We start from the raw sequence: 25107 nt of genomic DNA on the forward strand, positions 1-25107 counted from the left end.
CCCCTCCGGCGCGCGGGCCCCGAGGCGCGCTCCGGGGGCCGGTCCACGGTGCCGGTCACGGGCCCGCGCCCGGCTCCAGCCGGCGGGCCGTCGCCAGGCCGGCAAGCAGGCCCGTGCCCGCCGTGACCTGAGGGAAGCTGAGCGCGTTCCCCAGCAGTGCCTCGACCGCCAGGGCCGTCAGGGTCGCCGCGGCCGTCAGAACGACCGGGCCGGCCCGGGGCGAGCGCCACAGGGCACAGAGCATCCAGCCGAAGGCCGCGCCCAGCAGGAGGACCCCCGGCAGGCCCTGGTCGGCGGCCTGCTGGAGAAGGGCCGAGTGCGGGGTGGCCTCCGGGCCGGCGGACCGCGCGGCCGTGGCACTCAGCTCGGCGAAACGGTCGGGCCCGGCGCCCCGTACCGGGCTCGACCCGGCGATGCGGGCCGCGTCCTGCCACAGCTGGATCCGGTGCTCGGTGAGCCGGCTCCGCAGCGCGGACGGGAAGCCGCCCGGCAGGGCGTCCTGTGCCACCGCCCAGCAGCCGCCGGCCGCGACCGTGACGACGAGCGCGAGCGTGACCAGGGCCGGCAGCCGCCGGCGCAGCCGGGCGGCGGCGAGCGAGCACACCAGAACGCCCCCGCTCGCCAGCCGGCCCGCCTCGGAGCCGCCCACCACGGCCGTCAGCGTGATCGCCACGGCCAGCGCCCACAGCGCGAGCCGGAGCACGGTCTGCCGGGCGGCCCACGCCGCGCAGCAGGCCGCACCCGTGGCCAGCGTCCACTCCGCCGCGGCCAGGCCCTCGTGGCCGGCGAGCCCGTTCAGGGCGGTGGTGCAGGCCAGGCCGAGCCCCGCGAGCGCGGCGCCGGTCGCCGCGGCGACCGGGACCAGCGATCCCACGATCCGGCCGCAGGCGTAACCGGCGGCCACCGCGAGGACGGCGAGCAGTACCCCCTCGGGGCGGGCCAGGCGCCCCATGGCCGAGACCAGCGCCCATACGGCGCAGCCGCCCAGTACGAAGGAGCCCGCGATATCGGACGCGCCGCTGAGAGCGGGTCTGTCGTGGTTCCCTCTGCCGTGATCGTTGACGACAGGTCCCACCGTTGATGACGTCATCCCGTCGACCCCCCGTCGTGACGGGCACCGCACGCGACGCCCAGGGCCGCGGTGCGAGCCATACACCGCGAACGGTAGCGCGTGTTGTGAGGTATGTGTATATGGTGCGCAGAAACGATGCGGCAGTGGTGAAACCGCCTGCGGGCGCACCGAACGGCCGCTGGGTGAGCGCCCGGCCCCGACCGATACGCTCACCGCATGCCGATCCCCGACTTCATCCGTGACCTCAGGGCCACCGTTGGCCAGCAACTGCTGTATCTGCCGGGCGTGAGCGCCGTCGTCTTCGACGACGAGGGCCGGGTGCTGCTGGGCCGCCGGGCCGACAACGGCCGCTGGGCGATCATCTGCGGCATTCCCGAGCCCGGTGAGCAGCCCGCCGTGGCGGTGGCGCGCGAGGTGGAGGAGGAGACCGCGGTGCGCTGCGTGCCCGAGCGCATCGTCCTGGTCCGGACCCTGGCACCGGTGACCTACCCCAACGGCGATGTGTGCCAGTTCGTGGACCTCTGCTTCCGCTGCCGGGCGGTGGGCGGCGAGGCGCGGGTGAACGACGACGAGTCGCTGGAAGTGGGCTGGTTCGCACTCGACGCGCTGCCCGAGCTGGAGGACTTCTCGCTGACCCGGATCAAGCAGGCGCTCGACGACGCCCCGACATGGTTCGAACCCATCACCGCGGGGTGAAGTGTGTGCCACACCCACATCGGTCCGGGCGTGGCCGCTGCCTAATCTGCCCCTCATGAGCGCGTCCACCACACCAGGCCCCGCCCCCCGGCCGCCCGCCGCCCTCGACCTCTCCGGCCGCACCGCACTCGTCACCGGCGCCGCCGGGGGCATCGGCCGGGCGTGCACGCTGCGGCTGGCCGCCGCCGGGGCGCGGGTGCGCGCCGTCGACATGGACGCCGAAGGGCTCGCCGAGCTGGTCGCCGCCGCTGCCGCCACCCCCGGCCGGGCGCGGGGGGCGGTCGAGGCCCACGCCCTCGACCTGACCGACCTCGACGCCGCCGAGCGGGCCGCGGACGGCGCCGACATCCTGGTCAACAACGCCGGACTCCAGCTCGTCCGGCCCATCGAGGAGTTCCCGCCCGAGGTCTTCTCCCGGGTGCTGACCGTGATGCTGGAGGCCCCGTTCCGGCTGGTGCGCGGCGCCCTGCCGCATATGTACGCGCAGGGCTGGGGCCGAATCGTCAACCTCTCCTCCGTGCACGGGCTCCGCGCCTCGCCGTACAAGTCGGCCTACGTGGCCGCCAAACACGGCCTGGAAGGGCTCTCCAAGGTGGCCGCCCTGGAGGGCGCCGCGCATGGGGTGACCTCCAACTGCGTCAACCCCGGCTATGTGCGCACCCCGCTCGTCGAGCGGCAGATCGCCGACCAGGCCGAGGCCCACGGGATCTCCCCCGAGCGGGTCGTCTCCGAGGTGATGCTGGCCGACTCGGCGATCAAGCGGCTGGTCGAGCCGGAGGAGGTCGCCGAGGCCGTCGCGTACCTGTGCGGTCCGCACACCTCCTTCGTCACCGGCGCCTCGCTCAGCATGGACGGCGGATGGACCGCCCACTGAGATGGACGGTCCCACGGACATGGACGGCCCCACGGAGATGGACGGCCCCTCTGAGATGGACGGGCCCACTGACATGGACGGCCCACTGAGTGGTCAATCGGCTCAGTCACCGGACCGCCTGCCCGGCCGTCCGACGGCTGGCGCCCGCGCCCCGGGCCGGAGTATGCCTGTGCCCATGCCCGAGGATCAGCCGGAGACCCCGTATCTGGAACTGCTGGCGCGCGGCGCGCCCGCCGAGGCGTACGAGCGCCCGGTGCTGCGCGCCCGCGCCGACAAGGCGCCGGCCGGCCGGCTGGCTGCCCTGGAGCGCGCCAAGCTGCTCGCCCTGCGGGTGCGCGGTGAGCTGGAGGGGCGCAGGCGCCGCGAGGCGGAGCTGTCCGCGCTCTTCGAGACCGCCCACGACCTCGCGGGGCTGCGCGATCTGGACGCCGTACTCCAGGCCATCGTCCAGCGCGCCCGCTCGCTGCTGGGCACCGAGGTCGCCTATCTGACGCTCAACGACCCGACCGCCGGTGACACCTACATGAGGGTCACCGACGGCTCGGTCTCCGCCCGCTTCCAGCAGTTGCGGCTCGGCATGGGGGAGGGGCTCGGCGGTCTGGTCGCCCAGACCGCCCGCCCGTATGTGACCGAGAACTACTTCGACGACCCGCGGTTCCAGCACACCCGCACCATCGACGCGGGCGTCAGCGACGAGGGTCTGGTCGCCATCCTCGGCGTGCCGCTGCTGCTCGGCAGCGGTGTCATCGGCGTGCTGTTCGCGGCCGACCGCCGGGCCCGGGTCTTCGAACGCGAGCAGATCGCGCTGCTCGCCTCCTTCGCCGCCCACGCGGCCGTCGCGATCGACACCGCCAATCTGCTCGCCGAAACCCGTACGGCGCTCGCCGAGCTGGAGGCCGCCAACGAGATCATCCGGACCGGCAGCGGCGTCATCGAGCGGGCCTCCGAGGTTCATGACCGCCTGACCGAGCTGGTGCTGCGCGGCGGCGGGGTGCATGACGTCGCCGCCGCCGTGGCCGAAGTGCTGAGCGGGTCCGTGGAGTTCGTCGAGGCCGATGAGGCACCCCAGGCCGCCGTGGAGTGGTCGCGGGCCGAAGGCCACGCGGTGCGGCGGGGCGAGGAGGACTGGGTCGCCGCCGTCTCCGCGGGCGGCGAACTGCTCGGCGCGCTCGTCCTGCGCGGCCACCCCCGGCTCGACCCCGTGGACCAGCGCACCCTGGAGCGGGCCGCGATGGTCACCTCGCTGCTGCAACTCGCCCGCCGCTCGGCGGGCGAGGCCGAACAGCGGGTGCGCGGCGAGCTGCTGGACGACCTTCTCGACGCGCCCGACCGCGCGCCGCGGCTGCTGCGGGAGCGCGCCGCGCGGCTGCGGGCGGATCTGGACGCGCCCCATGTGGTGCTCGCCGCCTCCATCGACACGCCCGGCCCGGAACGCTGCGGCGCACCCGCCGAGGACGCCGCCGACCGGCAGCGGCTGTGGGCCGCCGCGTCCCATCTGGCGGTCACCCGGCACGGACTGGCCGCCGCGCGCGACGGCGGCACCGTCCTCCTGCTGCCGCTCGACGAGGGCGACAGTGCTGACGCCCTCGCCCGCCGGACCGCCCGGCAGCTGGGCACCGCCGTCCACACGGCGGTCACCGTCGGCGCCTCCGCGCCGATCCCCGCCCCCGCCGCCAGGCCCGGTGAGGTCGCCGCCTCCTACGCCGAGGCACGGCGCTGTCTCGCCGCGCTGCGGGTGCTGGGACGGGCCGGCCAGGGCGCCGCCGCCGAGGACTTCGGCTTCCTGGGCCTGCTGCTCGCCGGCACCCGCGACGGCGCCCCGGACGGCACCCGCGTCCAGGACTTCGTGGCCCGCACGATCGGGGCGGTCCTCGACTACGACGAGCGGCGCGGCACGGATCTGGTGCGCACCCTCGGCGCGTACTTCGCCAGCGGCATGAGTCCGGCACGTACGAAGGACGAACTCCACGTGCACGTCAACACGGTGGCGCAGCGGCTGGAGCGGGTGGCACGGCTGCTCGGCCCCGACTGGCAGTCCCCCTCCCGCTCCCTGGAGATCCAGCTCGCCCTGCGGCTGCACCGCCTGGCGTCGGCGGTGACCCACCCCTGAGCACCCAAGGGCCCCAGGGCATGGCGCGCCGCCCACGCCCCGGGGCCCTGAGGTGACCCTACGAGGCCGAGGCCGAGCGCGGGGCGGCGTCCGGAGCTTCGTCCGGGTTCGGCGCGGGGCGCGGCGAGGGGCCCGTGGTCGGCTGGATGTCGGCCAGGTCCCGGTCGCGGGTCTCCCTGGCGGCGCCGACCGCCACCAGGGTCAGGAGCGCCGCCGCGATGACATACAGGGCGATGGGGGTCGCGCTGCCGGAGTCGGCCAGCAGCGCGGTGGCGATCAGCGGGGCGGGGGCGCCGGCGGCCACCGAGGAGAACTGGGCGCCGATCGACGCCCCCGAGTACCGCATCCGGGTCGCGAACATCTCGGAGAAGAAGGCCGCCTGCGGCGCGTACATCGCGCCGTGGAAGATCAGCCCGACCGTGACCGCGAGCAGCAGCGCCCCGAAGTCCTCCGTGTCGATGAGGGCGAAGAACGGGAAGGCCCAGGCCCCCACGCCCGCCGCGCCCAGCAGATAGACCGGACGGCGCCCGACGCGGTCCGAGAGCGCGCCCCAGGCGGGGATCACCGCGAAGTGCGCGGCGGAGGCGATCAGCACGGCGTTGAGCGCGGTCTGCTTGTCGAGGCCGACGTGGTCGGAGGTCGCGTAGACGAGCACGAAGGCGGTGATGACGTAGTAGCTGATGTTCTCGGCCATCCGGGCGCCCATGGCGACCAGCACATCGCGCCAGTGGTGGCGCAGGACCGCCACCAGCGGCATCTTCTCGGCCGCCGCATCCCGGCCGGCCGCCTTACGGGCCTCTGCCTGGGCCAACGCCGCCTTGAAAACGGGTGATTCATCGACAGAGAGACGAATCCACAAGCCGACCATCACCAGCACGCCCGAGAGCAGGAACGGAACCCGCCACCCCCACGACTCGAAGGAGGCGTCCGAGATCAGGGCGGTCAGGGCGGAGAGCACGCCGGTGGCCAGCAACTGCCCGGCGGGGGCGCCGGTCTGCGGCCAGGAGGCCCAGAATCCGCGCCGTCGCGCGTCCCCGTGCTCGGACACCAGCAGCACCGCGCCGCCCCATTCGCCGCCGAGTGCGAAGCCCTGGATCAGCCGCAGTGCGGTGAGCAGGACGGGGGCGGCGGAGCCGATCGTGGCATAGGTCGGCAGCAGCCCGATGGCACAGGTCGCGCCGCCCATCAGCAGCAGACTCAGGACCAGCAGCTTCTTACGGCCGAGCCGGTCGCCGTAGTGGCCGAAGACCAGCGCGCCCACCGGCCGGGCGGCGAAGCCGACCGCGTAGGTCAGCAACGACAGCAGAGTGCCGACGAGCGGTTCGGAGTGCGGGAAGAAGAGCTTGTTGAAGACGAGCGCGGCGGCCGACCCGTAGAGGAAGAAGTCGTACCACTCGATGGTCGTGCCGACGAGGCTCGCGGCGACGACGCGCCGCAGGGAGCCGGGCGCTGTCGGGGGAGCCGGGGGAGTCGGGGGAGAGGAGGCCGGTGAAGCCGGGGCAGCCATGGTCACCACTTCCGAGCGGGTGCGGGGACGGATTTGTGTCGCCACACCGTAGAAATGCCCTGGTCAGCTCGGATATGTAGGCGGGCTACACACTTCGCCCGCCCACTGTGGTGCCGCAAGGGGCCAACTCCACCGGCGGCGCTAGTCGGTGCGCCCCGTACGCGGCCGCCGTGGCTTGCCGATCTGGTGCATGACGAGGCCGAGCTGACCGGGGGTGAGCGCCGGGGCCGGGAGCGGGCGGGCGCCCTCGGGGCGGATCCCTTCGAGCAGCAGGGCCAGATAGCGGCGCCAGGCCTGGGGCGCGGCGGTGGCCGAGCCGGGGACGGCCCGGCCGAGCGCGGCCAGCAGGAACAACAGGTCCTCCGCGGTGACGTCGTCCCGTATCGCGCCCTGCTCCTGGGCGCGCCGCAGGAGGGCGCCGATGGTCCTGGCGTTCTCCTCGCGGAGGGCGTCGAGCGAGGGGACACCCTGGATGCCGGTGGTCATCAGGTCGTTGGTGCCCCGGTCGCCGGCGAGCAGCCGGAATATGCGCTCCAGATAGGCGGTCAGCCCGGCCCATGCGTCGGCGCTCTTCCTGGCGTCCTGTGCGGCCCGCAGGATGTCCCTCAGGGAATCGCCGAAGACCGCTTCTATGAGTTCGGCCCGGCCCGCGAAACGGCGGTAGAGGGTGGCGCTGCCGACTCCGGCCCGGCGGGCGATGTCGTCGAGGGGTGCGTCCACACCCTGATCCGCGTAGATTTCCCGGGCGGCTGCGATCAGCATCTCCCGGTTGCGCTGCGCGTCCCGGCGCAACGGTGTCTCTTTCTCCACACGGCTGCCCATGGCGCGCCACCCTAACATTAACCGGGGAAATTCCTCCGGTTAAGGGTCTCCCTTGCCGCAACTCCCGTTCCCTCGCCTCGGCCCCGGTCTCCTGTCCCTGACCCACGGTGCAAGGCAGCGGCGGCTCGGCCCCGGAGTCCCAGCCCGGACACCAGCCGCACAGTAGCGAGGTGATCAGGTGCTCGCTGCCGTGGTGGCCTGCTCGTCGTGTTCACGCAGCATCCGCACCCGCGTGGTTCACGCGGACATTGCCGGCCTTTCTCGGCTGACCGTGTCGAGCAGCAGCTTCGCGGCCACCGTTGCCCCGTTGGTGCGGATCGTGTCGGCCACGGCGGCCGCTCGTGCGCGGGTCTGGGGTGTCAGGGCCGTCCTCAGCGCGGCCGACAGGGACTCGAAGGTCGGAGTTGGACCGTCGTGTGCCGCGCCGATGCCCAACTCGGCCACCCGGCCGGCCCAGTACGGCTGATCCGCCAACTGGGGGACCACCACCTGGGGGGCGCCGACTTGAGAGGCCGTCGTCGTCGTACCCGCGCCGCCATGGTGCACGACAGCGGCTACCCGGCCGAACAGCGCCTGATGGTTGACCTCGCCGACGGCGAAGCAGTCCTCCCGGCCGTCGATCAGCGCCAGGTCCGCCCAGCCGCGCCCGATGACGACGCGGCGGCCCTGCGCGCGGACCGCCTCGATGGACACCTGGGCGACGTCCGTCGAGGCGTGCATCGGCATGCTGCCGAAGCCCACGTACACCGGTGGCGCGTCGGCGTCCAGGAACGCCACCAACTCGGCCGGGAGCGGGCGTTCGTCCGGCAGGATCCACGCGCCGGTCTGAACGACGTCGAGGTCGGGTGTCTCCTGCCACGGATCCAGGATCGGGTCCGTCGCCAGCCATGGCTGGTCCCCGATGACGTAGTCGCGGACGTGCTTCACCGGGGGCAGACCGGCCGCCGCACGGTTCGTGTTGAGCGCCTCGCCGAACAGCGCGTCGATGCTCTGGGCGTCCAGATCCCACAGCACCCGGTTGTCGATCACCTCCGGCGGGAACGGCCGCCCCGCATACGCCAGTGGCCGACGGTGCGGCGCCGGCAGGGTGAGCTGCTGGAAGGTCACGGACACGGACCTGACGCCCAGCATCTCGGCCACCGACAGAGCACCGGCCGCGGCCGGCATCATCCCTGTCGCCACCAGCACGTCGCATCCCTCGGCCGCCGCGGGTACCGCGTCGAACTGCGCGGCGATGACCTCGGCTGCGCGCTGCGGCAGGCCCGACGCCGGCGGGGGCTCCTTCGTCCAGGCCCGCGCCGACCGGCTGACCGGCACCAGCGGCACGCCCACATCGCCCAACCGCCGCGCGAAGTCCTCGTCCGGCGGCGCGCACACCCGCACCTCCGCGCCGAGTTCCCGTAACCGCACCGCGAGTCCCACCAGCGGTTCGACGTCCCCGCGCGACCCATACGTCGACAACAACACACGCACTTCGCGACACCCGTTTCCGTAGGTTCTGGCTTCGTCGGCGATTCTGCGGCACGCCGGGGGTCTTGCCGCAAGCCCCCTGGTGCGCTATACGTTGAGCATGGCAAGGAGCGGGTAACCTCCTTGCCTTTGCCTTTTGTCGTCCGCTGTGGACCGACGACCTCCTTGCGAAGCGGGGGCCCGCCGCGTCCGGCGGTGCCGTCGGCCCAGGAGGATCCCGCTGACGGAACGGGCGTGGCGGTGGCATGACAGGGCTCCCGGGAGGGTGGCGGCGAGCGGGGTCCCGCAGGGAGGCCGGCTCAGGCAGACGGCGTGGCGGGCGGTGCGGGCCGGTCGGCCGACGCGCACGCCCCCGCCGGGCAACGTTCGCCCGGCTCGTCACCAGACGAGCCCGCAGGGTCGTTCAGGGCCTGCGGCCGTGGAAGGTGCGGCGCAGGTCGCTCACCCAGGCGTCGGGGTTCTCCCAGGGGATGAAGTGGCCGCCGTGGTCGTGGGCGTTGACGTTGACGTGGTTGAACCAATCGGCCTGCGGGCCGGTCTTGAATGCCCGGACGCGCTCGTGGGCGGTGTGGATGCCGGGCGGGTTCTCGTACGTGACGAAGGTGAGGCCGACCGGGGCCTGCACGACCGGGGTGCGGTCGTGGGCGGGAGCCCAGGGGTAGCGGTTGGCGTTGGCGTAGTAACGCATCGACGTGGCGATGGAGTTGTTCACCCAGTAGATCGTGGCGTGGGTGAGCAGGTCGTCCTTGGTGAAGACGGACTCCACGTCACCGCCGTTGTCGCTCCAGGCGTTCCAGCGCTCCAGCAGCCAGGCGAGCAGTCCGGCGGGTGAGTCGCTCAGCCCGTGGGCCAGGGTGGCGCCGTCGAGCAAGTGCACGGCGAGGTGGGACGCCGAGCGGTGGTCCAGCTCGATGATGCGGGCGCGGACGTCGGCGGGCTGGTCGTCGGTGAGGGGCCGATTCCGGCCGAAGTCCCAGGCGCGGGGGCCGGTGAAGAAGTCGAGCGGCAGCCCGGAGCCGATGTGGATGCCGTACAGCTCGTCGGCGTACTTGTGGCCGAGCTGGCTGGAGACGATCCCGCCGATGTCGCAGCCCCCGGCGGCGTACTTCTCGTATCCCAGGGTCTCGGTCATCAGGGTGTGCCAGAGGTCGGAGACCTTCCAGAAGTTGACGTCCGAAAAGCCGGTGAGCGGGCCGGGGAAACCGAAGCCGGGCAGGGACGGCACGATGACGTCGAACGCGTCGGCGGGGTCACCGCCGAACGCGGCCGGGTCGGCGAGCGGGTCGATCACCTTCGACCAGTGCCAGAACGTCCAGGGCCAGCCGTGGGTGAGGATCAACGGGATCGGGCGGGGGCCGCGGCCGGGCTTGCGCATGAAGTGCACCGGGACACCGGCGACGCTCACCTGGTAGTGCTCGTAGACATTGATGGCGGCCTCGGCCTTGCGCCAGTCGTAGCCGTCCCGCCAGTAGGCGACCAGTTCACGGAGATAGCTGTCCGGGACGCCGTAGGACCAGTCCTCATTCCCTTCGTCCAGCGGCGGACGCGTCAATGTGAGACGGGCGCGCAGGTCATCGAGGACCTTGTCGGACACGTGGATCGGGGTGGGCTCCAGGGGGAAGGCGTGAGGGGTGGTCATGGCGCGATTTCCTTACGAGCTCGTAGTTTCAGAGAAGACGTGCACGAGGTTGGACTGGAGCAGGTGCAGAGCGAGCATCGAGGTCTCGGCGTGCTCCTTGTCCGGGCCGGTCAGGGCGCCGTCCTTGCCGTAGTGCAGCACGGTGTTCGCGCTGTTCCAGTTCTCCACGACCTGAAGCCCGCCGTGGATCTCCCGGCGCAGGAGATCGGGGCCGCCTCAGCGTGGTTCCGGCACCATGGGCAGCGGACCGGCGGTGAGACTCATCTGCGGCCTCGGGCGGATCTTCGTGCCCGGGACGGGACGCATCCGCCAGCGGGACGCGACGGCGGCCAGGGCGAGCGTCGCCTCCGTCATGCCGAAGACATCGCCGATGCACTTGCGGCTGCCGCCGCCGAACGGCAGATACGAGCCGCGCGCCACGTCCTTGGCCCGCTCGGGAAGCCAGCGGTCGGGGTCGAACGCCTCGGGCTCGGGGAAGAGATCGGCGCGGTGATGCAGCACATAGGGGCTGATGAGCACGTCGGCGGCCGGGGGCAGCCGCCGTCCGCCGAGCCGGGTGGACTCGGTGGTGGTCCGGGTGAACAGCCACGCGGGCGGGAAGAGCCGCAGCGCCTCGGTGAAGACCCGCTGGGTGTGGCCGAGCCGGGGGATGTCGGCGTGGACCGGGGCACGCCCGCCCAGCACCTCGTCGACCTCGGCGTGCAGCGCGGCCTCGGCCCGGGGGTTGCGGCCGAGCAGGAACCAGGCCCAGGTGAGCGCGGAGGCCGTGGTCTCGATTCCGGCCAGCAGCAGCGTCATCACCTGGTCGTGGATCTCCTGGTCGGACATCGTGGCGCCGGTCTCGTCGTCCCGCGCGGCGAAGAGCGCGGAGAGCACATCGCCGCGGTCGCCGCCGGCCGCCCGGTAGTCGCCGATCACCCCATCGACGAGCCGGCGCAGCCGCCGCAGTGCGTCCTCGAAGCGTCGGTTGGCCGGGATCGGGAGCCTGGCGAAGAGCCCGGTGGGGTCGATCGCCTGCCGGTAGGCGCCCGCCACGACGACCGGCAGACAGTGCTGGATCTCGGCGACGGCCCGCGGGGCCATGTCGGTCGAGAAGAGCGCACGGGCCGTCACCCGCGCGGTGAGCGCGAGCATCTCATGGCTGACGTCGATGGCCCGGCCCGCCCGCCACGACCGCGACTCGGCCGCGCATTCGCGCTCCATCACCTCGGCGTACGTCGCGATCCGGGCGGGGTGGAAGGCGGGCTGCACCAGCCGCCGCTGCCTGCGGTGGTCGGCCCAGTCGGAGGTGATCAGGCCGTTGCCCAGGATCGGCCGGGCCGTCTCCTTCACCGGACCGCCGGTGTCATAGACCCGGGCGTTCACCAGCACCTGCTGGACCAGCTCCGGATGGCAGGGCAGATAGGCGCGCCGGGGCCCGAGACGCAGCTCGACCAGATCGCCGTGGGCGGGCAGGGAGGCCAGGAACTGGAGCGGCCGGCGGCCCATGAGCACGGCATGGCCGATCAGCGGAAGCCCGCCCGGGGCGGTGGCGAACCTCCAGTCGTGGGTCGCCGGGTGCTGCGCGGTCCTCATGCGGTGACGTCCTTCGCTCGCGAGTGACGGTGGGTACGGAAGGTACGGGAGCCCGGCCGTGCGGCGCGGGCCTTACGGCGGCCGCGAGGTCAGCGCGGCCGGCACACCATGGGCAGCGGTCCGGGCTCCAGCGTCGCCTTCGGCTCGGGGCGCAGCCGGGAGCCGGGCACCGGACGAAGCCGCCACCGGCTCGCGATCGTGGCCACGATCAGGGCGGTCTCGGTGAGGGCCAGTACATCCCCGATGCACTTGTGGCTGCCCGCGCCGAACGGGAGCAGCGCCCCGCGCGGCACCTCCGTGGCCCGCTCGCCGAGCCAGCGCCCGGGGTCGAACCGCTCGGGGGCGGGGAAGAGTTGGGGATTGTGGTGCAGCGCCTGGGCACTGTAGAGGACCATCGTGCCCGCGGGAAGGGTCCGGCCGCCGAGTGCGGTCTCCGACGCCGTGACCCGCATCGAGATCCAGGACGGCGGATACAGCCGCAGCGACTCGGAGATGACCGCGCGGACGTACTCCAGCTTCGGCAGATCCTCGAAGGCGGGCGAGCGGTCGCCGAGCGCCTCGTCGATCTCGGCGTGCACCCGCTGCTCGGCCTCGGCGTGGGTGCCGAGGAGGTGGAAGACGAAGGCGAGGGTCGAGGCGGTGGTCTCGCTTCCGGCGACCAGGAAGGTGACCACCTGGTCGAGGACCTCGCGGTCGGTCAGGCTCGCTCCGGTCTCCGGGTGCCGGGCGCGCAGCAGCGTGGAGAGCAGATCGCCGTGGTCGGCGCCGGAGCGGCGGCGGTCGCTGATCATCGCGTCGACGATCTGCCGCAGCCGGGCGTTGGCCCGGTCGTAGCGCCGGTTGCCCGGGGTGGGGAGCCTCTCCATGATGCCCAAGGGCGCCATGGTGCGCCGGTAGATGCCCTGGGAGACGATGCGCAGACAGTGCCGCGCCTCGTCGATCGTCGCCTCGTCGACCCCGGTGGAGAACAGTGTCCGTGCGGCGACCCGCATCAGCAGGGCGTGCATGGCGTCGCCGAGGTCCAAAGTCTGCCCCGCCCGCCAGGCGCCGATCGCCGCACGGGTGTCCTCGGCGACGGCTGCGGTGTAGTCGGCGATGCGCCGGGTGTGGAACGCGGGCTGGATCATCCGCCGCTGCGAGCGGTGATCCTCGCCCCGGGAGACCGAGAGGCTGTTCCCGAGCAGCTGCCGCGCCTTGTCGAAGACGCCGCCCTTGTCGAAGACGCGGGGGTTGAGCAGTACTTGGCGGACCAGTTCGGGATGGCAGACGAGGTAGGCGCGGCTCGGGCCGATCCTGACCTCCACCACATCGCCGTGGGCGGGCAGGGAGGCCAGGAACGGCAGCGGGCGGCGCCAGAGCGCGAGGGCGTGGCCCAGCAGTGGCACCGCGCCGGGCGCGGTGCCGCTCGACCAGGAACACGCCGGCCGGCCGGAGGTCTTCGCGGACGTCACGGTCCTCCTTCCTCAGCTGATGCGGGAGTTCACATCGTTGACGGCCGCCTTGTACCGCTTGTTGCTGGTGGTCCAGATGAAGTTGCCGTGGATGAGATCCAGGAAGACGTCCCTGGAGACTTGGTCGAACGCCTTGATGCAGCCGATGTCCTCCACCATGTCGTCCAGCCTCGCCTGGAAGAACTCCCTGAAGGCCGTCTCGTCGGTCACATCGCAGAGCCGGAAGCAGTTGGTGATCTGGCCCAGCGCGACCTCGCGGTCGTAGGAGTAGAAGTCATTGACGATGGTGAGGCCGCGGGTGGTCATGCGGGCCGCGAGGCCCGTCTTGGCGTGCTCGGTGAGCTCCGGGTGCCGGTAGATCGGGTACGACATCTTCATCCAGAAGTCGACACCGATGTCCGTGACCCGGAACCGGAAGTACTGTTCCGGGGAGGTGGTGCACAGGGCCGCCTTGATGGGCGAGTCGCGGAACATGTGGTCGCTGGTGACGAAGGCGCGCGCCGCCTCGTAGGCCACCTCCGCGTCCTCGGCGCCGTAGTACTTCTCGCAGATCCGGCGCAGTTGGGGCAGGAAGAGAGCGAAGTCGTGCAGGGCGGGGTCCATGTCGTCCCAGACGAAGGTCACGCAGTTCAGCACGCAGACGGCTTTGAACGCTTCCCTGTCCTTCATGTGACGCGGACTCTGGGACCACAGCACGACCCCCATGTAGGAGATCCAGCGCTCGTCGGAGACGGTCTTCCCGAGGGGGGCCACCGCCGAGTTGCAGTCGGCTATCACCTCGCGGAGTTCGGCGTCGCTCAACTCGACCATGGCGGGCCGGGGGACGGCGTGCCGGGCGAACGTCTCCTGGAAGCGACGGGTGCATTCCGCCAGATAGGGGCGCACGCTGTGGCCGCTGAGGTCCTGGGCCGCCCGGGCCGTGGAAAGGTCAGTGGTCATCGGGGCCTTCCTTCGTGGATACCCTGGTCTTCAGGCCGGGGAGGAAACGAAGCTCCTGCGGAGCAGGGCAGGGAAAGCCGGTTCGCCGCCAGGGCGGACCGGCGTACACCGTCCACCGACCGACACCCTCTACTCACACGGAATCTGATACGGTGTGAGGTGTGACGCAGCAGGTCAAGCGGGCGTTCAAGTACCGCTTTTACCCCACGGACGAGCAGGCAGCCGAGCTGTCTCGCACGTTCGGCTGCGTCCGCCTGGTGTACAACAAGGCGCTGGAGGACCGCACCCGGGCCTGGTACGGCGAGCAGCGCCGGGTCTCCTACGTGCAGTCCTCGGCCGCGCTCACGCAGTGGACGAAGACCGATGAGCTGGCCTTTCTGACGCAGGTGTCCTCCGTCCCGCTCCAGCAGGCGCTCCGCCATCTTCAGACGGCGTTCGGGAACTTCTTCGCCAAGCGCGCGCAGTACCCGCGCTACAAGAGCCGGAAGAAGTCCCGGGCGTCGGCCGAGTACACCCGCAGTGCCTTCACGTGGCGCGAGGGGCGACTGACGTTGGCCAAGATGGCGGAGCCGCTGGACATCCGCTGGTCGCGTCCGCTCCCTGAAGGAGCGGAGCCGACGACTGCGACCGTCTCCCGCGACAGCGCCGGACGCTGGTTCGTCTCGATGCTCGTCGAAGACACCATCGCCCCCGTCCCCGCCCCCGCCACCGGCGCGGCGATCGGCCTGGACGCCGGGATCACCTCCCTGGTGACCCTGTCCACCGGGGAGAAGATCGCCAACCCCCGGCACGAGCGGGGTGACCGGGCCCGTCTGGCCCGCGCTCAGCGGGAGCTGTCGCGGAAGGCGAAGGGCTCGGCCAACCGGGAGAAAGCCCGGCGCAGGGTCGCCAGGGTCCACGCGCGGATCGCCGACCGGCGCCGCGACTTCCTGCACAAGCTGTCGACTCGGCTCGTCCGTGAGAACCAAACGGTCGTGATCGAGGACCTCACCGTCCGCAACCTGCTGAAGAACGGCAAGCTCGCGCGTGCCATCTCCGACGCGGCCTGGACGGACCTGCGCGTGATGCTGGAGTACAAGTGCGCCTGGTACGGGCGCGAACTCGTCGTGATCGACCGCTGGTTCCCGTCCAGCAGGCTGTGCGGGGCCTGCGGCACGGTCGCGGCGAAGATGCCGCTGAACGTCCGTGAGTGGACGTGCGACTGCGGCACGGTGCATGACCGCGACGTGAACGCGGCACGCAATATTCTCGCCGCCGGGCTGGCGGCGTCTGCCTGTGGAGACGGTGTAAGACCTCAACGGGAGTCCTCCCGGACGGGGCGGTCGTCGGTGAAGCAGGAACCCCAGCGGGCGACCGCTGGAACCCCCCGCCTTTAGGCGGGGGAGGAAGTCAAGCGTTCCTCACAGTGGCCATGCGGGCGATCCGCCGCAGCGCGGTGACCGCGTCCGCGGTGAAGGGGGCGTCGTCCAGAGCCCGCAGGGCCTGGTGCCGACGGTCGTCGATCATCTGCTCGACGGCTTCCCGGGCGGTGGTGGCGGCGAAGATCTCCTGGATGGTCGCGGCGTCCTTCTCGTCCAGCAGCGGATTGCCGATCAGGTTCCGCAGCCGCTCGGCCTGGGCGCTGTCGGCGTCGCGCAGGGCCAGCGCGATCAAGGTGGTGTTCTTGCCCGCCCGCAGGTCGTCCAGCCGGGACTTTCCGGTCGCCTGAGGATCGCCGTACACGCCCAGCAGATCGTCGCGGAGCTGGAACGCCTCGCCGAGCGGGATGGCGTAGGCGGTGAAGGCGTCCATGGCCCGCGCGTCGCCGCCGGCGATGGCGGCTCCGACGTGCAGGGGACGCTCGATGGTGTATTTGGCGGTCTTGTAGCGGTTGACCGTGAGCGTGGCCTCGACGTCGTCGGTCAGCTCGCCGGTGGCCCGCAGATCGAGGTACTGGCCCAGCATCACCTCGGTGCGCATCTCCGAGAGCAGCGGGAGGACGGCGTCCAGCTGGGTGGGGGTCAGTCCCGCCGCGTGCAGGAGCTCGTCCGACCAGGTGAGGGCGAGGTCGCCGAGCAGCACCGCGCCGCTGACGCCGAACCGCTCGATCTGGTCCGGCCTCCGGTCGCCGGCGCGGAGCGAGGCCAGGGTGCGGTGGATGGTCGGCCGGCCGCGCCGGGTGTCGCTGTCGTCCATGACGTCGTCGTGGATGAGCGCGAAGGCGTGGAACATCTCCAGGCAGGCGGCCACCTGGACCACGGCCTCGGTGTCCTCGGCGCCGCCGACGGCCCGCCAGCCCGTGACGCACAGCAGGGGCCGGATGCGCTTTCCGCCCGAGAGGAAATCCTTGAGAAGTCCGGACAGATACGGCAGATGGTGTTGTGGGGTGGTGCGGGCCTTCGCCGTCAGAAAATCTTCGAGTGCGACGTCCACCGACTCGCGGACGGCGTCCGTATCCAAGCGGCCGGGCATGAGCGTGGGTGTGGCCATGAGGCTGACTCCTCCACGTCGAACTGTGGAAATCGTGCGGTCAAGAAGAGAAAAAAGGCATGCGGAAACCGAAGGTCGGATACGGGGAATTGATGGAGTGCCGCGCGCGCCGCACGGGGCACGGGGCCGGGTCGATTCGGGTGTGCGCGACGGCGACCGGTGCATCGGCGGATGGGCTCACGCATCGATGGCGGGCGTGGGCCGGAGGGGTCAGGGGGCGGCTGGTCCTTGGCTGGTCAGGCCGTTTTCGCGGGCGGAATATGCGCCGGGGCGCAGCGCTTTCGCCGCTTTCTCGGCACCTGGGTGGTTACCATCGGTTCGACGGGTGCCGGATGTGAGCGGGCCCACGCGAATACGCTCATGAATTTCCCCCTGAGTGCCGACGATCCCCACTCGGACGTCAGCAGTCTAGTCACAAGATCGACGGATTCGGAAGCCTGTTCCGTCTCTTCATCCGGAGTCCACAACGAGGCGACTCGCCCCGTACGCGCGGAGTGTTGGCGAAATAAGCGCCGCCAATTGGGTTCGGGGATTCGTTGAACAATGAACGGGGCCCTGCCGTCATCGGCAGGGCCCCGTGGGAACGGCGCGGCGGTTCAGACCTTGCGGTATGCGTACGCCTCCGAGGCCGCCTGGGCGACCGCGTCCACATCCGCCCCGGTGGAGGCGGTGACGACGGCTGCCACCGCGCCCTCCACGAGCGGTGCGTCCACCAGCCGGGTGCCCTCGGGCAGTTCGTCGCCCTCGGCCAGCAGCGCCTTGACGGCCAGTACGGCGCTGCCCAGGTCCACCAGGACCGCCACGCCCGCGCCCTGGTCGACCCCGTGGGCCGCCTCGGCGATGAGCTCCGGGCTGGTGCCGAGGCCGCCGTCCGGGCCACCGCCCGCGGCGCGTATGGGCGCGGTGGCCCCGCCGGCCAGCCCCGTCGCCAGTTGGGCCACCGAATCGGCCACCGCCGCGCTGTGCGACACCAGCACTATCCCGACCCGCTTGTCCTGTCCGTCGTCGCTCATCGGGCCGCCTCCGTGAGCGCCACGATGATCAGGGCCGACGAGGTGGCGCCCGGATCCTGGTGCCCGACGCTGCGTTCACCCAGATAGCTGGCCCTGCCCTTGCGTGCCAGCATCGGCACGGTGGCCAGCGCGCCCTTCTCGGCCGCCTCGCCCGCCGCCGCGAAGGTCCCGGTGGAGGCGCCCAGCGCCTCCACCGCGGGGATCAGGGCGTCCAGCATCGTCTTGTCGCCGGGCGCGGCGCCGCCCAGCTGCGCCACGGCGTCGACACCGGCCCGCAGCGCGTCCGCGAGCTGCTGTGGGGTGATCTCCTCGGCGTCGCCGAGCGCCTTGCCCGCGCGCCGCAGCAGCGTCCCGTACAGCGGCCCGGAGGCGCCGCCCACCTTGGAGATCAGCTGGCGCCCGGCCAGGATGAGCGCGGCCCCGGGCGAGCCCGGCGCCTCCTTGTCCAGCGCGTCCGTCACGGCGGCGAAACCGCGCCGCATATTGGTGCCGTGGTCGGCGTCGCCGATCGCGGAGTCCAGCTCGGTGAGGCGGGCCGCCTCACGGGTCACGGACGCGGCGGCGGCGGCGAGCCAACGGTGGAAGAAGGGGGTATCGAGCACGTGTTCGATGGCGGATTCACTGCTGGACACGGACGCCTCCTCGGTCGATAGCAAACGGCGACAGCGTACGGAGCGGGGGGACGGCCCGGGTCAGCAGCCCCACCGTAGTCCGGTGGTCCGTACGGGCGCGTCCCACAGCCGCAGCAGATCCTCGTCCACCTGGCACAGTGTGATCGAAGCGCCCGCCATGTCGAGTGACGTGACGTAGTTGCCGACGAGCGTACGTGCCACGGTCACCTGGCGCTCGCCGAGCACCCGGTGCACCTCCGCCGCGAATCCGTACAGCTCCAGCAGCGGGGTGCCGCCCATGCCGTTGACCAGTAGCAGCACCGGGCTGTCCGGGCGCAGGTCCTCCAGCACCACGTCCACCGCGTAGTCGGCGATCTCGCGGGAGGTCATCATGGCCCGCCGCTCGCGCCCCGGCTCGCCGTGGATGCCCACGCCCAGTTCCAGCTCCCCGGCCGGGAGGTCGAACGTCGGGCCGCCCTTGGACGGTGTCGAACAGGCGCTGAGCGCGACGCCGAAGCTCCGCGAGGAGTCGTTGACCCGGCGGGCGATCGCCTCCACCCGTTCCAGCGGCGCGCCCTCCTCGGCCGCCGCGCCCGCGATCTTCTCGACGAACAGGGTCGCCCCGGTGCCGCGCCGGCCCGCCGTGTAGAGGCTGTCGGTCACCGCCACGTCATCGTTCACCAGCACCCTGGCGACCGTGATGCCCTCGTCCTCGGCGAGCTCGGCCGCCATGTCGAAGTTGAGGACGTCGCCGGTGTAGTTCTTGACGATGAACAGAACGCCGTTGCCGCTGTCCACGGCGGCCGCGGCGCGCACCATCTGATCCGGCACGGGAGAGGTGAAGACCTCGCCGGGGCAGGCGGCGTCGAGCATTCCGGGCCCCACGAAACCGCCGTGCAATGGCTCATGCCCGGAGCCGCCGCCGGAGACCAGGCCCACCTTGTCGGCGACCGGCGCGTCCCGCCGGACGATCACCCGGTTCTCGACGTCCACCGTCAATTCGGGATGGGAGGCGGCCAGTCCGCGCAGGGCGTCCGCGACCACGGTCTCGGCGACGTTGATGAGCATTTTCAAGGATCCGTCCTCCGCCGGATGGGGGCTGTGCATCGCTGGAACAGCCTACGGATCCGGCTCGTTCATGGCACCCCTTGAGCGCTGAGCCGAACGGCCTAATAGGCCGAAAAAGGTACATAGACATCATATGGTGCGCGCATGGAGAATACTGCCGCACCGGCGGTCGCCGCCGCGCGCCCGCGCCCGCTTCCCCCGCAGCCGAAGCGGTATCGGCGCCCCGCGCCCTGGCTCGGGCTGGTCGCCCTCGGGTACGCCGTCGTCCAGCTCGCCGTGGTGATCCCGCACACCGGGCACGCGCTGGGCTGGGACGAGTCCGTGTACGTCTCCCAGGTGGACCCGCGCACCCCGCCCGCCTACTTCAGCGCACCGCGCTCGCGCGGCATCAGTCTGCTGGTCGCGCCCATCGTGGCCGCGACCTCCTCCATTCCGGTGCTCCGGGTGCTGCTCATGGTGCTGTCCGCGGGCGCGCTCTACGCCGCCTTCCGGGTGTGGAACCGGCTGCTGCCCCGGGCCACGGTCGCGCTCGCCGCACTGCTCTTCTCCGGGCTGTGGATCACCCAGATCAGCGGGCCCGCGGTGATGCCCAACCTGTGGGTGGCGCTCGGTGCCGTGGCCGCCGTCGGCTGGTTCCTGCGCGTCCCCGACGAGCGCAACGCCCGCTGGTGGCTGGCCGCCGTCCTCGCGGGCGTCACCCTCGTGCGCACCCCGGACGGGGGGTGGCTGGGGCTCCCGCTGCTCGCCGGGGCGGCGTTCGTACGCGCCTGGCGGCCCGCCCTGCCCGCGATCGTCGGCGGGCTGGTGCTGGGCGCCGCCCAGTGGATCGGCGAGGCATACGACCGCTTCGGCGGCATCGGCGAACGGCTGCGCGTCTCCAGCGACGTCGAGGGCGGCATGGGCCTCCACTCCAGCGTGGGCGCCGCGCTGCGCAGCCTCAACGGGCCGCAGCTGTGCCGCCCCTGCGAGGTCCCGCTGCGCCATCCGGAGCTGACCGTATGGTGGCTCGCGCTGCCGGTGCTGACCCTCACCGCGATCTCCGTCGCCCTGCGCGACCGCCATGAGCTGCGGACCCGGGTGCGGGTGGGGCTGGGGCGGCCGGGCTACCGCCGGCCCCCCTGCCTGCCGCTGACCGTGCTGCCCATCGTCTGCGCCGCTGCCCTCGCCATCCCGTATCTGCTGCTCATCGACTACTCCGCGCCGCGCTTCCTGATGCCTTCCTACGCCCTGCTGGCGCTGCCCATCGCCTGGCTCGTCCTGCGCGCCGTCCAGGGCGCGCGATCGCCCCAGCATCTGGCCGTCGCGATGGGAGTGGTCATCACGCTCCAGCTCGCCAGCCAGTTCGTCGTCCTCGGGCATGCGGCGGCGACGTCCGACACGACCACCGGGCGCTACCGCACCGCCGCCAAGGCCCTGCAGCGGCTGGGGCTGCGGCCGCCCTGTCTGGTGGTGGGCGACCGGGCCCTGCCCGTCGCCTACCACGCGGGCTGCGCCTCCGCCCAGACCAGCGGGAACAACCGGTCCACCACCGTGCCCGCGCTGCTGCGCCGCGCCGCCCGCGAGCCCACCGCGCTGCTCACCCCGCGCGATCAGGCCCGGCTCCCGGCCTGGGCCCGCACCTGGGTCGCCTACCCGCTGCCCGGCACCGAGTGGAGCGCGCATCTGCCGCCGGACCAGGCGCGGGAGCTGGAAGCCGAGAAGACCCGACAGGGGGTGTCCGGTAACGGTTCCAGCATGGGCGCCATGACGAGGTCCACGACTACCAGCTGGGCCGGATTCCAGGCCGCCGAGCCCGCCTTCGCCTCCTTCGCCCAGGGCCGCTTCCAGCGCTACCGCCACCATGTCCTGGCCACCCTGCGCCAGGACGGCTCGCCGCGTGTCACCCCGCTCGAAGTGGACTTCCGCTTCGGTGAGTTGTGGCTCGGCATGATGCCGGACTCGCGCAAGGCGCTCGATCTGCGCCGCGATCCACGGTTCTCGATCCAGGCCAATCCCGGTCCGGACGCCGGGATGGCCGAGGGTGACGTACGGGTCAGCGGCCGGGCCGTGGAGGTGACCGACCGTGAGTCGCTCGCCCGCTACGCCGAGGCGGTCCGGCCGCCCGAGCCCTTCCAGCTCTTCCGCGCCGAGGTGACCGAGGTGGTGCACACCGCCGTGGAGGGCCAGGATCTGGTGGTACGGACCTGGCGCCCGGGCCGGCCGGTACAGGTCGCACGGCGGGGCAGCGACGACAGCCCGCCGCGCGTGGCGGGGGCCGGACGGCTGGGCTGACGACCGGTTCCCCGTATTGGTGGAACACGTTCTACCGCGCCCCTCGATCCCAGCACCAGGACGCCCCCAGGCCGCCGCCGGTAGCGGCCCCTCTCGGGGTCGAAGGCGGTGAGGTCCGTCCAGAAGCGGGAGATCTGCAGCAGCGTCTCCGCGCCCCTGGTATGGAGGCGTCCCGGCCGGGGCTCGTCGGCCGCAGCAGCCCGGACAGTGCCTCGCCGGTGCCGGCCAGGAATGATGCCAACCAGCAGTCCTGGTCACAGCCGCCGGCGGGCCGGGGATAGCCTGGCCGCAGGAGGTGGTGGCCATGGCGGCGGCTCTCAGACCCGGTTCGTCCGACGTCGACGCGGGGCTCTTCGGTCCACGATCGGTCACCTGGCAGATGCACGGCGATCCGATGATGTGGATCGCCGGTGTCCGCGCGCTGTACCTCCAGGCGCTGCATCCGCTCGCGGTGCGCGGCGTCACCCAGAACTCCGACTTCCGCGAGGACGCCTGGGGCCGGCTGATCCGCACCGCGCGGTTCGTCGCCACCATCACCTACGGCACCGTCGAGGCGGCCGAGCGGGCCGGCGCCAGGGTCCGGTCGATCCACCGGAGACTGTCGGTGACCGACCCCGTCACCGGCATCCGCCACCGCGTCGACGAGCCCGAGCTGCTGCTGTGGGTGCACTGCGCCGAGATCGCCTCGTATCTGCATGTCGTGCGGCGCTCCGGCTTTCCGCTCACCGACACCCAGGCGGACTCCTATGTCGCCGAGAACGTCGTATCCGCCCGGCTGGTCGGCCTCGACCCCGCCGAGGTGCCGGCCGATACGACGGCGCTGGCCGCGTACTTCGAGAAGGTGCGCCCCGAACTGGCCGACACCCCCGAGGCGCGTGAGGTCGACGCCTTTTTGCGCAGACCCCCGGTCCATGCCGCGCTGGTGCCGGCGCGTGAGGTGATCTGGGGGCGCTTCGCCGCGCTCGCCTATGCGTCCCTGCCTCCGTACGCCCATGAGCTGTACGTGCGTCCGGCGCCCGCTCCCGCTGTCGTCACTCGCCGTTTGCGGGCGACGGGCAGGGCGCTGCGCTGTGTCCCTCCGAAGCTCCGCTGGCAGCTGCCGCCCAAGCACATTCTGCGGGCCGTCGAGCGAATCGGTCCCGGCAGTCGTCCCTCGCCCTACAAACTCCGCAAAAGCGCGGCCATACTGGACAGCGGGGATGGGCCGGGGGCGCCATGGCGCGCGGCCGGCATTCACGGGGGCGGCGGGAGGGTGCACCTTCCGCCGGAGGCAGGGGGAGAATGGCGGACACCAGGCTGATCCAGGGCCGGTACCGACTGCTCGACCTGATCGGGCGCGGGGGAATGGGCGAGGTGTGGCGGGCGCGTGACGAGTCGCTCGGCCGGCGCGTCGCCGTCAAATGCCTCAAGCCGATGGGGCCGCAGCACGACCGGTCGTTCACCGATGTGCTGCGCGAGCGCTTCCGCCGCGAGGCGCGGGTGGCCGCGGCGCTGCAGCATCGCGGGGTGACCGTGGTGCATGATTTCGGCGAGCACGAGGGCGTGCTGTTCCTGGTCATGGAGTTACTGGAGGGGCGCAACCTCAGCGAGTTGCTGGAGGACAACAAGCACTGTCCACTGCCGGTGCCCGATGTGATCGACATCGCCGGGCAGGTGGCCGCCGCCCTCGCCTACACCCATGACCAGGGCATCGTGCACCGCGATCTGAAGCCCGCCAACATCATGCGGCTGGCCGACGGCAGCGTGAAGCTCTGCGACTTCGGGATCGCCCGCCTCGGCCATGACGTGGGCCTCACCGCCCGGCTCACCGGCACCGGTATCGCCATGGGCACCCCGCACTACATGTCGCCCGAGCAGATCGCGGGCGGCTCGGTCGACCATCGCAGCGATCTCTACTCGCTGGGCTGCGTGCTCTACGAACTCGCCACCGGTGTGCCGCCGTTCGACCTCGACGACGCCTGGGCGATCCTCGTCGGCCACCGCGACACCCCGCCCGCCCCGCCGCGCCGCCACCGGCCCGAACTCCCCGAGCGGTTCGAGCGCGTGGTCCTCGATCTGCTCGCCAAGGCCCCGGAGGGGCGGCCGCGTGACGCCGTGGACCTCGCCGAGCGGATCGCCTCGGCACGCGCCGCCCGGCAGCCGATGGCGGCCATGTTCCCGCACACCCGTGGCGGGGCCGGGGCCAACGGCCCCAGGGCGCCGCACCTCCCGTCATGGGCCCGCGACATGACCACCGGCTCCAAGGCGGACGTCACCGCCTGCGGGATCCGGCAGGCCACCGCGGACGACCCGCCCGCGGTGCTCACCGGCGCCTGGACCGGCGGCCCGGCCGGCCCCGCCCCGCGCCCGGCGCTCCCCGCGCCACCCTCCGAAGCGGCCGCCCGGCTCGCCGACCGGCACCGCGCCGCGCTGGTCCTGGGGCGGCTGGGCCGCTGGGAGGAGGCGGCCGACGCGCACCGCGCGGTCGCCGCCGAGCGGGAGGGCCTTCTGGGCGCCGACCACCCGGAGACCCTGACCAGCCGCTACGAGAGCGCCTTCGCCCTCGGGTTGCTGGGCCGCCCCGGCGACGCACTGCGCGAGTACGAGCGGGTCGCGGCGGGCCGTGAGCGGGCGCTGGGCCCCGGCCATCCGGACACCCTCGCCGCCCGACAGGAGACCGCGTTCGTCCTGGGCCGCCTCGGCCGCTGCGCCGAGGCATACCGGATCTACACGGCGGTGCTCGCCGCCCGTGAGCGCACCATGGGCGCCGACCATCCGGACACCCTGCGCTGCCGCCACAACCTCGCCTTCACCTTGGGCTGTCTGGGCCGCCTCGACGACTCGTACCGCATGGCGCGCGAGGTTGCCGCCGCCCGCGCCCGGGTGCTCGGCCCCGGCCACCCCGACACCCTGGTCACCCGGTACGAAGTGGCGTACGCGCTGGGCCGGCTGGGCCGCTGGGAGGAGGCGCTGGGGACCTACCGCGAGGTGGCCGCCGCCCGCGCCCGCACCCTCGGCCCCGGCCACCCCGACACCCTCGCCGCCCGCTACGAGGTCGGCATCAGCCTGGGCCGGCTGCACCGCAGCACGGAGGCCCTGACGGTCTACCGTGCCCTCGTCGACGACCGCACCCGCGCCCAGGGCCCGCTGGCCCCGGAGACCCTGCGCGCCCGCCACGGCCTCGGCGTCAGCCTCGGCCGCCTGGGCCGCTGGGAGGAGGCCCTGGCCGAGGCGCGTGAGGTCTGCGCCCTGCGCGAGCGCGCTCTGGGCCCGGCCCACCCGGACACCCTGGTCAGCCGCCGCGAGATCGCCGTCGCTCTCGGCTGGCTCGGCCGCTGGTCCGACGCCCTCGCCCAGTACCGCCAGGTGGCCCGCGCCCGCACCCGTGTCCTGGGCCCGGACCACCCCGACACTCTCACCAGCCGCGGCGACGAGGCGCACTGTCTGGAGCAGTTGGGCCACCGGCCCGAGCCGGCCGGACCGCCCCGCCGGATGGCGGTGCAACACCAGCGGCAGGGGTGATCGCCCAGCCCTGGCCCCG

At 72.5% G+C, this 25107-nt stretch carries 20 protein-coding genes; 7 read left to right on the top strand and 13 right to left on the bottom strand.

The features are described from left to right. Window positions 1-55 precede the first annotated feature (55 nt). Window positions 56-1090 (bottom strand): O-antigen ligase family protein, encoded by a 1035-nt coding sequence (locus ABZU99_RS19145; RefSeq protein ID WP_356049394.1) that lies wholly within the window; start codon window positions 1088-1090, stop codon window positions 56-58. 198 nt (window positions 1091-1288) lie between these two features. On the opposite strand from ABZU99_RS19145, the gene ABZU99_RS19150 reads away from it, so the two are divergent. The 3 genes from ABZU99_RS19150 to ABZU99_RS19160 all read left to right on the top strand — a co-directional run bounded on the left by ABZU99_RS19150 (window position 1289) and on the right by ABZU99_RS19160 (window position 4752). Further along, window positions 1289-1768 (top strand): NUDIX domain-containing protein, encoded by a 480-nt coding sequence (locus ABZU99_RS19150; protein WP_356049392.1) that lies wholly within the window; start codon window positions 1289-1291, stop codon window positions 1766-1768. A 55-nt stretch (window positions 1769-1823) separates the two neighbouring features. Beyond that, entirely contained in the window at window positions 1824-2642 is an 819-nt protein-coding gene (locus tag ABZU99_RS19155) for a 3-hydroxybutyrate dehydrogenase (RefSeq protein WP_355946008.1), read from the top strand. Window positions 2643-2805: 163 nt separating this feature from the next. Next, window positions 2806-4752, top strand: a complete 1947-nt coding sequence (locus ABZU99_RS19160; RefSeq protein ID WP_356049390.1) for a GAF domain-containing protein — start codon at window positions 2806-2808, stop codon at window positions 4750-4752. A 58-nt stretch (window positions 4753-4810) separates the two neighbouring features. On the opposite strand, the gene ABZU99_RS19165 is transcribed toward ABZU99_RS19160, so the two are convergent. The 8 genes from ABZU99_RS19165 to ABZU99_RS19200 form a co-directional block, all read right to left on the bottom strand. Next, entirely contained in the window at window positions 4811-6259 is a 1449-nt protein-coding gene (locus tag ABZU99_RS19165) for an MFS transporter (protein ID WP_356049388.1), read from the bottom strand. Between the two features lie 141 nt (window positions 6260-6400). Next, a complete protein-coding gene (locus ABZU99_RS19170) occupies window positions 6401-7081 on the bottom strand; it encodes a TetR family transcriptional regulator (RefSeq protein WP_356049386.1) in 681 nt (226 codons plus the stop codon). 237 nt (window positions 7082-7318) lie between these two features. After that, window positions 7319-8548 (bottom strand): glycosyltransferase, encoded by a 1230-nt coding sequence (locus ABZU99_RS19175; protein WP_356049449.1) that lies wholly within the window; start codon window positions 8546-8548, stop codon window positions 7319-7321. Window positions 8549-8954: 406 nt separating this feature from the next. Then, window positions 8955-10190, bottom strand: coding sequence for an epoxide hydrolase (locus tag ABZU99_RS19180; RefSeq protein ID WP_356049384.1), 1236 nt, complete (start codon window positions 10188-10190; stop codon window positions 8955-8957). A gap of 12 nt (window positions 10191-10202) precedes the next feature. After that, window positions 10203-10358, bottom strand: a complete 156-nt coding sequence (locus tag ABZU99_RS19185) for a hypothetical protein (RefSeq protein ID WP_356049382.1) — start codon at window positions 10356-10358, stop codon at window positions 10203-10205. 48 nt (window positions 10359-10406) lie between these two features. Then, entirely contained in the window at window positions 10407-11765 is a 1359-nt protein-coding gene (locus tag ABZU99_RS19190; RefSeq protein WP_356049380.1) for a cytochrome P450, read from the bottom strand. A gap of 89 nt (window positions 11766-11854) precedes the next feature. Further along, window positions 11855-13216, bottom strand: a complete 1362-nt coding sequence (locus ABZU99_RS19195; protein WP_355946025.1) for a cytochrome P450 — start codon at window positions 13214-13216, stop codon at window positions 11855-11857. A 12-nt stretch (window positions 13217-13228) separates the two neighbouring features. After that, window positions 13229-14155 (bottom strand): terpene synthase family protein, encoded by a 927-nt coding sequence (locus tag ABZU99_RS19200; protein WP_355946028.1) that lies wholly within the window; start codon window positions 14153-14155, stop codon window positions 13229-13231. A 161-nt stretch (window positions 14156-14316) separates the two neighbouring features. Here ABZU99_RS19200 and ABZU99_RS19205 point away from each other — a divergent pair, with 161 nt between their 5' ends. Further along, entirely contained in the window at window positions 14317-15531 is a 1215-nt protein-coding gene (locus ABZU99_RS19205; protein WP_356227893.1) for an RNA-guided endonuclease TnpB family protein, read from the top strand. Between the two features lie 13 nt (window positions 15532-15544). Here the strand turns inward: ABZU99_RS19205 and ABZU99_RS19210 are convergent, their stop codons facing one another. From ABZU99_RS19210 to dhaK, 4 genes are all read right to left on the bottom strand, one after another. Then, the gene (locus tag ABZU99_RS19210) at window positions 15545-16624 is read right to left on the bottom strand and encodes a polyprenyl synthetase family protein (protein ID WP_356049162.1); all 1080 of its coding nucleotides are present in this window, start codon (window positions 16622-16624) and stop codon (window positions 15545-15547) included. A gap of 596 nt (window positions 16625-17220) precedes the next feature. Then, window positions 17221-17637: a PTS fructose transporter subunit IIA gene (locus tag ABZU99_RS19215; RefSeq protein WP_355952444.1), complete on the bottom strand. Its 417-nt coding sequence runs from the start codon at window positions 17635-17637 to the stop codon at window positions 17221-17223. After that, complete coding sequence (gene dhaL, locus ABZU99_RS19220) at window positions 17634-18239, bottom strand: dihydroxyacetone kinase subunit DhaL (protein WP_355952570.1); 606 nt, start codon at window positions 18237-18239, stop codon at window positions 17634-17636. Before dhaL ends, ABZU99_RS19215 begins: the two co-directional genes overlap by 4 nt. Window positions 18240-18329: 90 nt before the next feature. Beyond that, window positions 18330-19322, bottom strand: a complete 993-nt coding sequence (gene dhaK / locus ABZU99_RS19225; RefSeq protein WP_355952447.1) for a dihydroxyacetone kinase subunit DhaK — start codon at window positions 19320-19322, stop codon at window positions 18330-18332. 138 nt (window positions 19323-19460) lie between these two features. On the opposite strand from dhaK, the gene ABZU99_RS19230 reads away from it, so the two are divergent. The 3 genes from ABZU99_RS19230 (at window position 19461) to ABZU99_RS19240 (ending at window position 25088) form a co-directional block, all read left to right on the top strand. Continuing rightward, window positions 19461-21587 (top strand): pyridoxamine 5'-phosphate oxidase family protein, encoded by a 2127-nt coding sequence (locus ABZU99_RS19230; RefSeq protein ID WP_356049161.1) that lies wholly within the window; start codon window positions 19461-19463, stop codon window positions 21585-21587. Window positions 21588-21891: 304 nt separating this feature from the next. After that, window positions 21892-22887, top strand: a complete 996-nt coding sequence (locus ABZU99_RS19235) for an oxygenase MpaB family protein (protein ID WP_355952452.1) — start codon at window positions 21892-21894, stop codon at window positions 22885-22887. Then, window positions 22869-25088, top strand: a complete 2220-nt coding sequence (locus tag ABZU99_RS19240) for a serine/threonine-protein kinase (protein WP_356049160.1) — start codon at window positions 22869-22871, stop codon at window positions 25086-25088. The genes ABZU99_RS19235 and ABZU99_RS19240 overlap by 19 nt, the downstream gene beginning before the upstream one ends. Window positions 25089-25107: the final 19 nt, after the last annotated feature.

Origin of the sequence: Streptomyces sp. NPDC005266 (assembly GCF_040607655.1) — a bacterium.
GTDB lineage: Bacteria > Actinomycetota > Actinomycetes > Streptomycetales > Streptomycetaceae > Streptomyces.